This is a genomic window from Flavobacterium crocinum (assembly GCF_003122385.1).
In the GTDB taxonomy this organism is placed as follows: domain Bacteria; phylum Bacteroidota; class Bacteroidia; order Flavobacteriales; family Flavobacteriaceae; genus Flavobacterium; species Flavobacterium crocinum.
The window spans coordinates 4,737,266-4,754,021 of sequence record NZ_CP029255.1 but is presented as its reverse complement, the minus strand read 5'-3'; the positions used below and the strand labels follow the sequence as shown (position 1 = coordinate 4,754,021).

The window sequence follows — 16,756 nt, the reverse complement described above, 5'->3', positions numbered from 1 at the left end:
ATGATTAAGAAATTAATAAGTGGTGCTGTTTTGTCCATGCTTTTGACCACAAACGGACAAGCACAATCAGTTCAAAATACTGATAAACAAATTGTAAAAGTCGATTTTGACTTTTTTCAAAGAAGACTGGAAGAAGTCCATGATCCAAGTTATGATTCGTGGGTAATTAACGAAGGAAAAGAAGCCGAAAAATCATTTAATAATGTGTCATTTAAGTTAAAAGGAAACTTTACTTCAAAGTGGTACAAAGTTGGAATGAGCGCTCCATTTTACAATAGATTAGGAAGTGATGGTTTGGTTACGTCCGAAAATTTGGAATTGAAAATCAGCGGATTGAAAGCAGGAAAACATACACTTTTGACTTTTCATAACGCTTTTGATGTCATTACAGGAAAAACTTTTTCTCCAATTAAAATCTACGTAAACGGAAAACTTCAGGAAACCGTGAATGCAAGTCAGAGAGCCAATGCTAAAATTGATGCTTCGATGGCGTATATTACTTTTAATGCTGAAAAAGGAAAAGATGTAATCGTTCGTTTTGAAATTGATCCAACTTCAAACCCAGATATTATAAAACAGATTGTAATCAACGGTTTTGAAATTGATACGCCAAATTTAATGAATCAGGCCAGAACTCCTGAACCTAAAAACAGAGACGAACATGTTGAAGTGGGTAAAACTTTAACTCTAAAATGGGATGCTGTAAAAAACGTAGCATCGCATAAAATATATTTCGGTGAAGACAAAAATGCAGTAGAAAACGCAACTGAATCTTCAAAAGAATTTAAAGGAAAACTAACTGAGAAATCGTATTCAGTTTCTGATTTATATAGCGGAACAACATATTACTGGAGAGTAGATGAAGTGGATAATAATGGCGAAGTTACATTAGGAAATGTTTGGTCATTTAAACCTGCACAATTGGCGTTTCCAGGTGCAGAAGGCTACGGACGTTATGCAGTAGGAGGTCGTGGAGGAAAAGTGATTGAAGTAACCAATTTAAATGACGATGGTCCGGGAAGTTTACGCGATGCTATTAATCAGGAGATTGGTCCAAGAACGATTGTTTTTAATGTTTCAGGAAATATCAAATTGGCTTCGAGATTGGTTGCAAATCAGCCTTATATTACTATCGCTGGACAAACGGCTCCGGGAGAAGGAATTACGATTAGCAGAGCTCCAATTGGATTGACAGGAAATGATGGAGTAATTCGTTTCTTGAAAGTAAGAATTGGAGGCGGAACTACTTTTGACGGAATGGGATTAACGGGTGCAGATTACAGTATTATTGATCACTGTTCGATAAGCTGGACAATCGATGAATCTTTTAGTTCACGTGGTGCGCATCATATTACGTTACAACGAACTTTAATTTCAGAAGCTTTAAATGTTGCGGGACATGATAAATATCCTGCCGGAAAAATGCACGGTTTCGCCGCAACGATTGGCGGTGATATTGGAAGTTTTCACCATAATTTATTGGCACATAATCAAGGTCGTAACTGGAGTATTGGTGGAGGTTTAAACGGAGACGGTTACTATACGGGAAGACTGGATATTACAAACAATGTGGTTTACAACTGGGGAACCAGAACAACTGACGGTGGTGCGAATGAAGTAAATTTTGTAAACAATTATTATAAGCCAGGTGCTTCAACTAAAATATTTGTAGCTTTAAATGCACAGCACGAAGGTGTTGGAAAAGGAATGCAACGCTACTATTTTGACGGAAATATAATGCCGGGTTATTTTGACGAAAAATCTCAGGATAAAGGAAGAAAATCTACTATAAGCAATAATGAAAAAGTAGTATATGAAACTTTCGTTGATAAACCATTTTTTCCTTCATATGTAAATACACAATCAGCGAAAGGAGCGTATAAAAATGTGCTTTCGGATGTTGGGGCAAATCAGCCGTTTTTTGACAAACACGATAACCGAATCATCGACGAAACTTTAAAAGGAACCTTCACTTATAAAGGTAGCAAAAGCGGTTTAGGCGGAATGATTGATAACGAACAAGATGCAGGAGGATGGCCTAACTTTGTTTCAGAAACCCGCCCAGCTGATTGGGACACCGATCATGACGGTTTGCCAAACTGGTGGGAAAAAGCTTTTGGTTTAAATGAAAATTCGGCATCAGGAGATTTTTCAGATGCTAATCAAGATACAGACAAAGACGGATTCACGCAGTTGGATAATTATTTAGACTGGTTGGCGCAACCTCATTATTTTGTAAATTCGGGAGAAAAAAAGACTTTAACTGCTGCTGATTATTTCAAAGGTTATGAAAACAAACCTGTTTACACGTTCTCTGATCTTAAAAATGGAAAAGTGGTTTTAAAAGGAAAAGAAATTCAGTTTACAACTGTGGAAAAAGGATTTGCTTCTTTTCTCCTAACAGTAAAAGATGCAGACGGAGATTCAATGAGCAGAACCATTAATTTCTTTGTAAAATAAAAAAAGGTTTCACGCAGATTTTGACTGATTTAGGCAGATCTGCGCAGATTTTCTTAAAGAATAAAAATCAACAAATATCTGCTAAAATCTGCAAAATCTGCGTGAAAAAAAAATCAGATTAGGAGATTATAATAGATTAAAAGAAAAAAATAAATCAGCGCAATCTGCTAAATCTGCGAGAAAAATTTAAACTCTCGCAGATTTAGCAGATCCAGCAGATTAAATTTATATCAAAATGAAAAAGAACATCATCATATCCTCTTTATTTCTTTCAACCGTAATCTTTGCACAGAACAAAGGCTTGGTTGCCAATTCAGAAAGTCCGTATTCGAAATTACAGAGTGTTGGTTTACAAGATGTAAAATGGACAAACGGTTTTTGGAAAGAACAATTTGATGTAGAAACCAAAAATACCTTGCCTTATATGTGGGATTTGTATCATAATGACGAGATTTCGCATGCATACAAAAACTTCGAAATTGCAGCAGGATTAAGCAAAGGAGCTTTTAAAGGACCTTCATTTCATGATGGTGATTTCTACAAGATTTTTGAAGGAATGGCGGCAACGTATGCCGTTACAAAAGATAAAAAACTCGATGCCGAAATGGATAAAGCCATTGCGCTTTTCGCGAAAGTACAGCGTAAAGACGGCTATATCCATACTCCGGTTTTAATTGACGAACGCTGGGGAACTTTAGGCCCGGAAGAAGTGAAAAAGCAGTTAGGCTTTGAAAAATACAATATGGGACATTTAATGACTGCTGCTTGTATTCATTATCGTGCTACAGGAAAAACAAATTTCCTGAATATTGCCAAAGGAGTTGCCGATTTCTTGTATGATTTCTACAAAAAAGCATCACCAGAATTGGCCAGAAATGCAATTTGTCCATCACATTATATGGGAATTGTTGAGATGTACAGAACAGTAAAAGATCCTAAATATTTAGAATTAGCCAATAATCTTATCGACATTCGCGGAACTACAAATGACGGAACCGATGATAATCAGGACAGAATTCCGTTTAGACAGCAGACCACCGCAATGGGACACGCTGTAAGAGCGAATTATTTGTATGCAGGAATTGCTGATTTGTATGCTGAAACAGGCGAAAAGAAATTGTTAGACAATTTAGAATCCATTTGGGACGATGTGACGTATCGTAAAATGTATATTACAGGAGGTTGTGGTGCTTTGTACGATGGGGTTTCGCCAGACGGAACTTCTTATGATCCAACTGTAGTTCAGAAAATTCATCAGGCTTACGGAAGACCATTTCAATTGCCAAACGCAACCGCTCATACCGAAACCTGCGCCAATATCGGAAATGTTTTATGGAACTGGAGAATGCTCCAAATTACTGGAGATGCCAAATATGCTGATATTGTAGAGCTGGCACTTTATAACAGCGTACTTTCGGGAATGGATTTGGAAGGAGAAAAATTCTTATACAATAATCCCCTAAATGTTTCAAATGATTTGCCGTTTCACCAAAGATGGGGCAACGAACGCGAAGGTTACATTGCTTTGTCAAACTGTTGTGCACCAAACGTAACTCGAACAATTGCCGAAGTTGGAAATTATGCTTACAGTCTTTCCAAAGAAGGTTTGTTTGTCAATTTATACGGAAGCAATTCTTTGAATACTAAAACAATTAACGGAGAAGCATTGCAAATTGAACAGCAGACTAATTATCCTTGGGATGGAAAAATTACTTTGAAAATTATCAAAGCGCCAAAAGAAGATTATGCAATTCTTTTAAGAATTCCAGGGTGGGGTTCAGGTGCAAAAGTTTTTGTAAACAACTCACAGATTATTGGTAAAATCTTTTCAGGCACTTATTTCGAAGTGAATCAAAAATGGAAAAAAGGAGATGTTATTGAATTGAATCTTCCAATGCCAGTTGAATTGATGGAAGCCAATCCGTTAGTAGAAGAAGTTAAAAATCAAGTCGCTGTAAAAAGAGGTCCTTTGGTGTATTGTTTAGAATCGAATCAATTGCCAGCTAAAATTAGTGTGAATGATGTGGCTTTAAAAGTGAATTCACAATTTAAAACGAATCCTTTTACATTAAACAATAGAAATTTAGTTAGTATTGATGCTGAAGCCGTAATAAATTCTAATAATTCATGGGAAAAAACGTTATACAAACCGCTTTCTGCTAAAAATGAAAATACGGTACAAGTAAAGCTGATTCCGTATTTTGCATGGGGAAATAAGGGAAAAGGAGAAATGACGGTTTGGATGTCGCATTAATTTGGTACGCGGATGAAACGGATTGCCCTTGGCAAAACGCGGAGTAAAACGGATTTTAATAACCACACAGTTTGTCATTTCGACGAAGGAGAAATCTCCGCAAGAAGCTCGACAAAGATTGGACAATTGTTGCGGAGTCACTTGCGGAGATTTCTCCTTCGTCGAAATTGACAAAAAGAAGATTAATAAAAAAATGAAATACATTCTAACGCTATTTTTAATAACAACACTTTCTCTATCAGCCCAAACGCTAGATAACAAATTATCATTAACCGTTGCTCAAGACGGTTCAGGAGATTTTAAAACCATTCAGGAAGCGATAAATAATGTCAAAGACAATTCAGAAAAACGAGTTGTAATTACTATAAAGCCTGGGAAATATATTGAGAAGTTAGAAATTCCGGTTTCTAAACCTTTTATTACTTTAAAAGGAACAGATAGAAATAAAACTATTATTTCATTTGATGATTATTCTGGAAAACCCCTTCGCGAACCTGATCCTCCAGGGAAAAAAGAATTTGGAACAGGAACTTCGTATTCTTTCATGGTTAAGGGAAATGATTGCACACTAGAAAATCTAACTGTTGAAAATACAGCGGGTAGAGTAGGACAGGCAGTTGCACTTCATATTAAAGGCGATCGAGTTATAGTGAAGAATTGCAATCTTTTAGCCAATCAGGATACCCTTTATTTATCAGAAGGAAATACGCGCATTTATTTTGAAAACTGTTTCATCAACGGAACAACTGATTTTATTTTTGGTGCAGCAACGGCTTATTTCTATAAATGTACAATTGAAAGTTTAATCAATTCTTATATTACAGCAGCTTCGACTCCGCAAGGACAGGCTTATGGTTTTGTTTTTATGGATTGTAAACTTACGGCAAAAGACAAATTGGTAGATAAAGTATTTCTGGGAAGACCTTGGAGACCTTATGCGCAAACTGTTTTTATCAATACAGATTTAGGTTCACATATTATTCCCGAAGGTTGGAATGCGTGGATTGATACTCGATTTCCAGACAAAGATAAAACGGCTTATTACGCAGAATACGGAAGTAAAGGTGCAAGTGCAAAAAATATTTCACAACGAGTATCATGGTCGCATCAATTAACGAAAGACGATATCAAAAAATATAGCAGAGATTTAGTTTTGAACAGATGGAATCCTACTGAAAAAGAGTGATTTCTATTTTTAACTAAATATAGAACAAATAATATTTCAAAGAAAACATTGTTAATAGTGTACAAACCTGTCTTTTGGCAGGTTTTTTTATTGTTTCAATTTTTTTAAAAGTCTCTTTAAGGACATTTAATTTTCATTAATCAGAATTTACTTTTAAATTTTTCTTTTTTTAGAATTATTTTTTTTGCTTTACTTTTCGCTATCCTGTATTTGTTTTGTAGGCTTTTTAGTGTAAAATGTATTTCTTTTTACTAATTAACTCTATCGTTTTCGTAAAAAAGGGCATTTTTGTAAGAACTTAGGAATCAGTTGTGATGTATTTAATTTTGCAGAATAAATAGTAGATGTTTATTTTTGATAAAAATCTTATTGTTTTTAAGTCAAAACAGGATATTAAATTTTGTTTTAAGCAAACATTTGTCTCAAATATTTTATTCAATTTATTTTTTCCATCCAATTTTTATTAATATTGTTTTTTTTAAGTGTTTTTTTTTGAGAATACATGATTAAAACAGGATAGAGCAGGACGGTTCTAATATAGTATCGTTATATTTTTGGGATACAAAAAAATAAATGTGTTTTAGACATTTAATAAAATTCTTTAAGACTTCTTTAAGTTAAATTTTATTATTTAATGAGGCATATTTAACATGACTAACTAACAATTAATAACCTAACCAAAAAAAACATTTATGAAACAAGCACTTATAAAAAGATGTAGTTTTCTTTTGTTTACACTGATGAGTGTGCTGAGTTTTGCTCAAAACTCAAGTAATCAAGTTACAGTTACAGGAACAGTTACCGATAATTTAGGTGGCCTGTTACCGGGAGTTAACGTAACTGAAAAATCTACTAAAAATTCAGTCACTACAGATTACAATGGAAAATACCAGATTAAAGTTAAAAGTGGAGGAACATTAGTTTTTTCTTTCATTGGAATGAAAAAGATAGAAGTACCTCTTAATAATCGTTCTATTGTTAATGTGAAAATGGAAGACGATTTCAATCAATTAGAAAATATTGTAGTAGTTGGTTATGGTAGTCAGAAGAAGAAGGAACTTACTGGAGCTATTGCTACTATCAAACCAGATGATGTAATGGATTTGCCAGTAACTAATTTATCTGATGCATTAAAAGGATTAGTTCCAAATCTTAATGTTACTAGTGGTTCTGGTCGTCCCGGAGAAGCGGGAAGTATTCAGATTCGTCAAACTTTTAGTTTGTCTAAAGATGGGGGGTTTGATATTCCATTGATTATTATTGACGATATGATTCAGGTAGATCCAAGTAACGGTAAACCTACATTAGAACAGTTTAATAGATTAGATCCTTCAGAAATTGAAAGTATTACGGTTTTAAAAGATGGTTCGGCTGCGATTTATGGTTCTCGTGCTTCACAAGGAGCAATTGTGGTAAAAACCAAACGTGGTAAAGCAGGTAAAGCAAAATTTTCATATAACAGTCAATTTGCTATAAATGATGCTGTTAGTCATAGTAAAGTATTGAATGCTTATGAGTTTGGTGTTTTTAGTAATAGATATTTTAAATCAAGAGTAGCAGCTCCAGCTGTAATTGATCCGGCTACCATATATTCAGATTCAGAATTGGAGCAAATGAAAGGTTTAAATTATAACTGGTTAGATGAAGCCTGGAAACCGGCTATTCAACAAAAACACTCTTTCAACGTGAGTGGTGGTAGCGAAGATATTACCTATTTTGCTGGTGCAACTTATCTGACACAAGATGCTAATTTAGGATATCAAAAATATGAGAAGTGGAATTTCCGTACTGGTATTAATGCAAAAATTGCTAAGAATTTAGATTTTTCTGCTTCTGTTTCTGGAAATGTTGGATTTATCGATAAATCTTTTACTAAAGCATCATCAAATATTAGTGACGGTAGTTATGGTTCTGCAGCAGGTGGAGAACAAGCTGATTATGGATTCTTGTTACACATGCCACAACATGTGCCTTGGGAGACAACTTTGGATGGGAAAAATTATTATGTATCTCCATTTCCTAATTCAAACAAAAACTTTGGAAGTGCAAATGCAAATAATAATATTGCAGGCTGGAACTATTTTGCAAATTTAAATAATGGTTCACATCAGACTACTGATGATAATACATTTAATGTCAATGCTTCATTGAATTATAAGGTAGCAGCAGTAAAAGGATTATCTTTCAAAGTAAGTTATTCAAGAAATCAAAGTTCAACTTACAATGAACAAATTCAACTGCCATACGATTTAGTTAGAATTAGAGATTACCAACTTCAAGACAAACACTTAGCGAGCGCAGCTAATCCTAGTTTTTATAATGCTACCACTAATCCGACAGGTAGTTATATACTAGAAACTAACGTAAGAAACTCTAGAGTATATTATAATACTACAAATGGTAAAAGTACCCAGGGAGATTTCTTGATTAACTACGACAGAACTTTTGGAGATCACCAAATTGGGGCTATGGTAGGAGGTGAAGCTTCTGAAGTATATAGTACATTTACACGTTTGGCATACGAACAAACTGGAAAAGACTATTTAGGAGATTATCGTACAGCCGGTACATTGAGTACTTCTAATAGTCAGGCTACAAAAGTAGAGGGAGGTACGTTGTCTTATTTTGGACGTTTGAATTATAGTTTTAAACAAAAATATTTGTTCCAATTTATTCTTCGTAGTGATGCTTCGACAAAATTTGCGCCGGAAAATTATTGGGGAACTTTCCCATCTGTTCAAGTCGGTTGGGTAATGTCTAAAGAAAATTGGTTTGAAAAAAGTGTGCCATGGGTTGACTTCTTTAAAATTCGCTACTCTATCGGGAAAACGGGTAAAGATAATATTATGCCATGGAGGTGGGAACAGTATTATGATCTTATCGTAGATAAAGGATTTCAATTCGGTCCTGGTACAGCTACTAGTGGTGGTGGATGGAACGGAAATGGTTTAACTCCTAGAGTAAATCCAAATAGAGATGTAACTTGGGATACTACTATAAAAAACAACGTAGGAGTTGATATTACTTTGTTGAAAAACAGATTAAGCTTAACTTATGATTTCTATTATGATAAGAATAAAGAAATGTTGACAGATATGAGTAGTGCCGTAGGTGTGCCAATTTCTGTAGGAGGAGCTTATGCTGAACAAAATTACGGTAGGATTGATGCATGGGGACATGAAATTAGCCTTAATTGGAGTGATAAGATAAAAAGTAATATGAGTTATAATGTTGGATTAAACTTTGCTTATAACAATAATGAAATCAAATTGTATCCTGATCAGGGAAATATGGTTCCATCTAATCAAACTAAAAGAGAGAGTTATTCAACATTTAATCCAGTATGGGGATTTGCAGTTTGGAAAGGAACATCAACAGGAGATGGTATTTTGCGTACAGATGAAGATATTGCAAATTATTGGGCATATTTAACAGAACGTGCTACTGCAGTTGGTGGAGTACCAAGATATTTTGATATTAATTCTGCTGCCGGAATGAGAAAAGGATCTTTGGCTTATCAGGATGTTGCAGGTCAGCTTAATCCAGATGGTTCAATGTCAGGGGCTGATGGGCAAATTATCAAAGAAAATGATTATGTGAAATTAGCAAACAGCAGTAGAACTTATAATGTCATAACAAACTTAGGTTTCAAATATGACGCATTTTCTTTGAGAACTCAAATATCAACTTCTTGGGGAGGAGCCAATTTTGTTGACTTAGTAAACCAAGGCACTTCATCTGCGCACAATATGTGGTCTCGTGAGAGTTTCTGGAGAGATATGTACAGTGATGATAATCCAAATGGTAAATATCCTAACGTTGCACAATGGACTTATATGTCTAGCCCATCAGATTTTTGGCAGCTAAATACTTTCCGTTGTTTTGTTAGAAACTTAAGTCTTAATTATGATATTCCTAAGAAAGTTTTTGCAGACACGAAAATCGCTGCTATCACGTTAGGTATAACAGGTAATAATCTTTGGGATTTATACAATCCTTATCCGGATCATTATAGAAATATGTATGATAATTCTTCTGTAAATTATCCTACACTTAGAACTTGGTCGCTTAATTTTAACGTATCATTCTAATCTAAATTAAAAGAAATTATGAAAACACCATTTAAATATATAACACTATCACTATTACTTGCTGCAGGTGCTGCTTCTTGTAGTGATGATTTTCTAAAGGACAAGAAAGGTTATGGTTTTTACGATGATACATTCTACCAGACACAAGAGCGTGCGCAAGCCTATGTAGACAATCAGTACTATGATTTTTATAACGCTTACAAATCGCCGACAGCTACAGTTATTGGTTCCTATACAGATACCAATTCAAGATTGACAGAAGAATTAGGTGGGACACAGGATTTTATAAATCCTAATAAAACCATTATAAACTCACAGGATGCAAGTGGTTATTATGGAGCAAAATTAGGAACAAGCATTAATAATCATCCCTATAATAGAATTAGAGAATGTAATGCTTTCTTAGAAGATATTGATGTAAAAGGTTCAAACTTAGATAAAACATTTCGTGATCAGGCAAAAGGGCAAATGTATTACATGCGTGCTATGCAGTACTTTGATTTGATGCGTGTTTATGGAGGAGTTCCTATTGTTACGACTGTTCAGGCTGCGTCAGCTAATGATCCATCTATTCAAATTCCAAGAGCTAAACCTTCTGAAGTTGTAGCACAAATTGTAAAAGATTTAGACATGGCGGCAAGTTTATTGCCTGGAAATTGGGCTTCTGGTTCTTATGGTCGTTTTACAAGAGGAGCAGCTTTAGCACAAAAATCAAGAGTACTTCTAACATTTGCAAGTCCTTTATTTAATAAAAACTGGGATGGTTCAAACGAGCGTTGGGAAGCGGCTTTAAAGGCTGGATTGGAAGCAGAAGCTCAATTGACTGCTGACGGATATGGATTATATGGAAGTACTGCAAAACAATGGGAACAAATGTTTTTAATTGATAATGCATTTTGTTCAGAAGCTATCACGGTACAACTATGTGGAGTTGGTGTTACATCGCAAGCTATTAATAATTCTTGGGAAAAAGGAATTCGTTTATTAAGCTTAGGTGGAACAGGAGGAGGAGTCGCTGCTCCTAAAGAAATGATTGATTTGTTCCCAATGGCGGATGGTAGTAGACCGACTGCAGCAAATGGTTACAACGATTTTACTTTCTTCCTTAATAGAGATCCTAGATTCTATAGAACATTTGCTTTTTCTGGTGTTAAATGGGGAAGCAAAGAAACTCCTAATAGTGTTCTCTGGGCATACCGCTGGGTAGATGGCTCAAATAAAGCAGGTTTTTCAGATGGAAACACCGCTATATCTAGTCCGGCTTTCATTAGAAAAATGTCAAATACTGCTGCTAGTAAAGAAACTAACTTCCAATATTCGGGAACTGATATTTTTGAATATCGTTATGCTGAGTTATTGTTGAATATCGCTGAATGTTATGCCGCTTTAGGTCAGACAAATAATACTTTAGCTTATTTAGGAAGAATTAGAAATCGTGTTGGTATCCCTCAAGGGAATAATAATTACGGAATTGGTGTACTAACTGATAAATACAAAGCAATTGAAGCTGTTTTATATGAAAGAAGGGTAGAGTTAGCTTACGAAGGAAAACGTTTTTGGGATGTACAAAGATGGATGTTATATGATAATGAAGTTTTACCTGGGGTTACTGGAGGTACTGTAAGCAAATTAGGTTTAACTCCAATTAACGGAACAAAACGTACTGGTAACTTCTTACAATATAGAGTTGCAACAACGTCTGCAACTACAGATCCATTGGCAACTGCACGTGCAAGTATAGTAGCTGATCCTGATGCAACAAATTTCAATGCTCAATTAGCAACTTTAGCAACATTCTACAATACAAACTTTATTCGTACAAATTTAGTTACGCCTATGGATAATTTTAATGGAGCAGCTGTAAATATTAAGTTTAATCCGAACTACTACATTAATGGTTTAAATACTACAGCTTTAACGTCAAATCCTTGGTTGCTGCAAACTATTGGTTGGAATGATAACTTTGGTGGACTTGGAACCTTCAACTACCAAGAATAAATTTAAATTTTAAAAAAATAATATATTAAAGCTTTTCACCTGTATTCGTCAAAAGATACAGGTGATTTGTTTAAAAAGAATTACCACAACTACAAATTAACATGAAAAATTCCGCATTATTTATCGCATCATCTCTGCTTTTTTTGGGAAGCGCAAAATGTTTTGCCCAATATCCGAAGATTAGTCCAGAAGTTCAGGCTCAGGAAAAAGCAATTAAAGAAGAAGCTCAAAGACTTTCTGATGAAGCCTGGACAAAAGCTTTAGTAGTCATTGAAGAAGAAGCAAAACATGGAAAGCCATATATTCCGTGGGCAGCAAGACCAACCGATTTACCACAGGCAGAAATTCCTGCTTTCCCAGGTGCTGAAGGTGGAGGAATGTACACTTTTGGTGGACGTGGTGGAAAAGTTTATACGGTAACAAGTCTAGAAGACCGTGGACCAGGAACTTTGCGTGAAGCTTGTGAACAAGGGGGAGCGAGAATTATCGTATTTAATGTTGCCGGAATTATCAGATTGAAAAGTCCGTTGATTATTCGTGCGCCTTACATTACAATTGCCGGACAGACAGCTCCTGGTGATGGTGTTTGTATTGCAGGAGAGTCAACTTGGATTGATACGCATGATGTAATTATCAGACACGTTCGTTTCCGTCGTGGAGAAACTTTCGTAGGACGTCGTGATGATGCTATTGGAGGAAATCCTGTTGGAAATATCATGATAGACCACGTTTCTGCAACTTGGGGATTAGACGAAAACATGTCAATTTACAGACATATGTATAATCCAGGACCTGGATATCCAGATATTAAAGTGGGAACAGTAAACATTACAATCCAAAACAGTTTATTCGGAGAAGCTCTGGATACTTATAATCACGCTTTTGGAAGTACTTTAGGTGGAGAAAACTGTTCTTTTATGAGAAATATGTGGGCTAATAATGCAGGAAGAAACCCTTCTATCGGATGGAACGGAATTTTCAATTTCGTAAACAATGTGGTTTTCAACTGGTACAACAGATCAACAGATGGTGGTGATTACACTGCAAACTACAACATCATCAACAACTTCTATAAACCAGGTCCAGTAACCGATTTGACACAACCAATCAGCTATAGAATCTTAAAACCAGAATCGGGAAGAAGTAAATTACCATACATGGTTTTTGGTAGAGCTTATGTAAATGGAAACGTGGTTAATGGAAACGAAAAAGTGACTAAAGATAACTGGGATGGCGGAATTCAGTTAGAAAATAAAAAAGGAGAATTAATGACTTACGATGAAGCAAAAGAATATTTTGCTAAAATGAAAGCAGTTAAACCTTTTCCAATGCCTTGGTTCAACAAATTTATGACTGCTGAAGAATCTTATGAATTCGTACTTAAAAACGTTGGAGCGACTTTACCAATAAGAGATAAAGTAGATGAAAGAATTGTAAGAACTGTAAAAACAGGAGTTCCAGAATATGCAAAAGGATTAGAGAAAAAAGAATTCTATCAATTCGAACACAGACGTTTACAGATGGATTCTTATAAAAAAGGAATTATCACCGATATTTCTCAAGTTGGTGGATATCCAGAATACAAAGGAAAACCTTATGTAGATACAGACAAAGATGGAATGCCGGATGCATGGGAGAAAAAATATGGTTTAAATCCAAATGATCCATCTGATGCACAAGGAGATTTAAACGGAGACGGATATACTAATATCGAAGATTACATCAACGGTGTAAATCCTGCGATAAAAGTAGACTGGAAAGATTTGGCTAATAACAAAGAAACATTAGTTAGACCTTTATTAGATTTAAAATAAGGAACAGTTTTTGAAAGCATTCTTGTTTCTTAGTAAACAGGAATGTTTTTGAAAAGAGCCTGAAAGGCTCAAAGCACTAACATAGGACAACGTCCTATGTATAAAAGAAAAAAAGCCCTGATAGGGCGAAAGCAATTAATGCAATACAGACAAAAGCTTGCGCCCTTTCAGGGCTTTGCTATATGATTTGTAATTCATAGGATTTTATCCTATTGTGTTGCTTAAAGGCCGTTGGCCTTATGATTGAGTTAAAAAATAACTAAAAAAGAAAGACAATGGCACTAAATAAAATAAACGCAGGCTTATTATCGCTGGTTTTTGCATTTTCAACTTTAAATGCTCAGCAACACTTAGATCCTGAATATGTAAAAGTTACCAACGAAAGAGCTGCAAAAATCGTTACCAAATTAGATTTGAAGAACGAAGTAAAAGAAAAAGCAGTTTCCAATATCATCGCTCAGCAATTCAGAGATTTAACTGAAATTCAGGATGGAAGAGATGCTGAAATCAAAAAAGTAAAAGAAGATACTTCTTTAGCTAAAGAAAAACAAAACGAGAAAATTGACAAACTGAAAACAAAAGCAGACGAGTCAATTGCAAAACTGCACAAATCGTACATTAAAAAATTAGGTAAAGAATTGTCAGAAGACAAAATAACTGAAGTTAAAGACGGAATGACTTATGGCGTTCTTCCAATCACAGTGGCAGGTTATAACGATATGCTTCCAAACTTAACGGCAGAACAAAAAGATTACATCTACAAAGCTTTAGTAGAAGCCAGAGAACATGCAATGGACGCTGGTTCTTCTAAAGAAAAACACGGATGGTTTGGTAAGTACAAAGGAAGAATCAATAACTACTTATCAAAACAAGGTTACGATTTAAACAAAGAAAGTGCTGACTGGCATAAACGTATCGAAGAAAGAGAGAAGAATAAATCAAAAGATTCTACTTCGAAAGAATAATCTCTTAAAACTTTACACCAAAAACTATTAACTAGACCACACAATACAATGCAAAATATTTTTCCAAACCGTAATTTAAAGAGAACCTTAATGGCTTTCTCATTTTGTTCGCTTGTTTCAGCGGCGTATGCCCAATATCCTGTAATTCCAAAAGATGTTCAGGCAAAAGCAGATGCTATTTTAGCTGACGAAGAAAAAAGGCTGAGCGAAATCTGGAATGCTAATCTTCACGTAATCAAAGAAGAAGCAAAACAAGGGAAACCATATTTACCTTGGGCTTCGTATCCAAAAGATTTTGTTTTTGCTGATATTCCTGCTTTCCCGGGTGCTGAAGGTGGCGGAGCTTACACGCAAGGTGGACGTGGCGGAAAAATATTTGTAGTTACAAGTTTAGAAGACAGCGGAAAAGGAACTTTCCGTGAAGCCTGTGAAGCGGTAGGAGCTAGAACGATTGTTTTCAACGTTTCAGGAATTATTCAGCTAAAGAAAAGAATCAGCATGCGTGCGCCTTATGTGACCATTGCAGGACAAACTGCTCCGGGTGACGGAATCTGTATTGCGGGAGAAACTTTAGAAATTGATACACACGATGTCATTATTAGACACATGCGTTTCAGACGTGGTGCAACTGAAGTTACAAGAAGAGACGATGCTCTTGGAGGAAACCCAATGGGGAATATTATCGTAGATCACTGCTCTGTAAGCTGGGGATTAGACGAAAATATTTCTTTATACAGACATCAGTTTGCAGCTAATGCAAAATCAAAACTGGAAAAACTTCCTGCTTGTAATATCACGATACAAAACACTATTTCATCAGAAGGTTTAGATACGTACAATCATGCTTTCGGAAGTACAATCGGCGGATTAAATAGTACTTTTATGCGCAATTTATGGGCAGACAACATTTCAAGAAATGCTTCTATCGGAATGTACGGCGACTTTAATTTTGTGAATAACGTAGTATTCAATTGGTGGAATCGTACACTTGACGGGGGAGATTATCGTTCGATGTTGAACATTATCAACAATTATTTTAAACCAGGACCAATAACTCCTGTAAACGAGCCTATTTCACATAGAATTGTAAAACCTGAGTCTGGATATATTGAGCCAAAACAATACGGAAGAGCATATGTTTCAGGAAATTTTATAGTAGGCTCTCCTGAAGTTACAGCAGATAACTGGAATGGTGGAGTACAATTGGAAAACCTTCCAGAAGCAGAAACGAAAGAATTTTTAGAAGCTATTAAGCAGCCAAAACCTTTCTCGATGCCAAAGTTTAATATCATGTCGGCAGAAGAAGCTTATGATTTTGTTTTAGCAAATGTTGGAGCAACAATTCCAAAAAGAGATGCTGTAGATGAAAGAATCCTAAAACAAGTTAGAACAGGAAAAATCGAAGTAAAAGACGGTTTAGAAAATGCAATCGGAAAAGAATATATCAAAAGAAGATTACCTGCCGATTCTTACAAAAAAGGAATTATAACACATCCTAACCAAGTTGGAGGATATCCGACTTACAAAGGAAAAGCGTATAAGGATTCTGATAATGACGGAATTCCAGATGCTTGGGAAAAGAAATATGGTTTAAATCCAAATGACGCTTCAGATGCTAATAAAGATGCGAATGGAGACGGATATACGAATATAGAAAAGTATTTTAACGGAATCGATCCAACTAGTAAAACAGATTGGACGAAAATCGAAAATAATACAGATACTTTGGCTAAGTTAAAGTCATTGTTGCAATAGTTAAGTATTCTCAACGCAAACCTGACAGGTTTTTAAAACCTGTCAGGTTTAATAACACAAAGAATATACCCAAAGTTTGTCATTCCGAGGAACGAGGAATCTTCGCAAGAAGCTCCACAAAGTATATCAATCTTTGGCGATATAGCAACGAAGATTTCTCCTTCGTCGAAATGACAAGATTGGAGAAAATAGGATTTTATAAATTTATTGTTCCTTAAAAGGTTAATTTTAAG

General features: G+C 35.3%; 8 protein-coding genes. All 8 read left to right on the top strand.

Annotated features, from left to right (window positions below):
- The 8 genes from HYN56_RS20380 (at window position 1) to HYN56_RS20345 (ending at window position 16,523) form a co-directional block, all read left to right on the top strand.
- Entirely contained in the window at window positions 1-2,460 is a 2,460-nt protein-coding gene (locus HYN56_RS20380; protein WP_109193866.1) for a pectate lyase family protein, read from the top strand.
- A gap of 235 nt (window positions 2,461-2,695) precedes the next feature.
- A complete protein-coding gene (locus tag HYN56_RS20375; protein WP_205727636.1) occupies window positions 2,696-4,714 on the top strand; it encodes an aceric acid hydrolase in 2,019 nt (672 codons plus the stop codon).
- Between the two features lie 193 nt (window positions 4,715-4,907).
- Entirely contained in the window at window positions 4,908-5,900 is a 993-nt protein-coding gene (locus HYN56_RS20370; RefSeq protein WP_109194889.1) for a pectinesterase family protein, read from the top strand.
- Between the two features lie 692 nt (window positions 5,901-6,592).
- Window positions 6,593-9,991 (top strand): SusC/RagA family TonB-linked outer membrane protein, encoded by a 3,399-nt coding sequence (locus HYN56_RS20365; RefSeq protein WP_109193864.1) that lies wholly within the window; start codon window positions 6,593-6,595, stop codon window positions 9,989-9,991.
- Between the two features lie 18 nt (window positions 9,992-10,009).
- Complete coding sequence (locus tag HYN56_RS20360) at window positions 10,010-11,989, top strand: RagB/SusD family nutrient uptake outer membrane protein (RefSeq protein WP_109193863.1); 1,980 nt, start codon at window positions 10,010-10,012, stop codon at window positions 11,987-11,989.
- Window positions 11,990-12,090: 101 nt separating this feature from the next.
- Window positions 12,091-13,803, top strand: coding sequence for a polysaccharide lyase (locus tag HYN56_RS20355; RefSeq protein ID WP_109193862.1), 1,713 nt, complete (start codon window positions 12,091-12,093; stop codon window positions 13,801-13,803).
- 275 nt (window positions 13,804-14,078) lie between these two features.
- Window positions 14,079-14,768 (top strand): DUF3826 domain-containing protein, encoded by a 690-nt coding sequence (locus HYN56_RS20350; protein ID WP_109193861.1) that lies wholly within the window; start codon window positions 14,079-14,081, stop codon window positions 14,766-14,768.
- Between the two features lie 48 nt (window positions 14,769-14,816).
- On the top strand, window positions 14,817-16,523 hold the full coding sequence (locus tag HYN56_RS20345) for a polysaccharide lyase (protein WP_109193860.1): 1,707 nt from the start codon (window positions 14,817-14,819) through the stop codon (window positions 16,521-16,523).
- The last annotated feature ends 233 nt before the right edge of the window (window positions 16,524-16,756 follow it).

What these genes read in the sequence shown, in the direction of transcription:
- HYN56_RS20380 (WP_109193866.1), top strand. Translation starts at nt 1, where the DNA reads ATGATTAAGAAATTAATAAGTGGTGCTGTTTTGTCCATGCTTTTGACC.
- HYN56_RS20375 (WP_205727636.1), top strand. Translation starts at nt 2,696, where the DNA reads ATGAAAAAGAACATCATCATATCCTCTTTATTTCTTTCAACCGTAATC.
- HYN56_RS20370 (WP_109194889.1), top strand. Translation starts at nt 4,908, where the DNA reads ATGAAATACATTCTAACGCTATTTTTAATAACAACACTTTCTCTATCA.
- HYN56_RS20365 (WP_109193864.1), top strand. Translation starts at nt 6,593, where the DNA reads ATGAAACAAGCACTTATAAAAAGATGTAGTTTTCTTTTGTTTACACTG.
- HYN56_RS20360 (WP_109193863.1), top strand. Translation starts at nt 10,010, where the DNA reads ATGAAAACACCATTTAAATATATAACACTATCACTATTACTTGCTGCA.
- HYN56_RS20355 (WP_109193862.1), top strand. Translation starts at nt 12,091, where the DNA reads ATGAAAAATTCCGCATTATTTATCGCATCATCTCTGCTTTTTTTGGGA.
- HYN56_RS20350 (WP_109193861.1), top strand. Translation starts at nt 14,079, where the DNA reads ATGGCACTAAATAAAATAAACGCAGGCTTATTATCGCTGGTTTTTGCA.
- HYN56_RS20345 (WP_109193860.1), top strand. Translation starts at nt 14,817, where the DNA reads ATGCAAAATATTTTTCCAAACCGTAATTTAAAGAGAACCTTAATGGCT.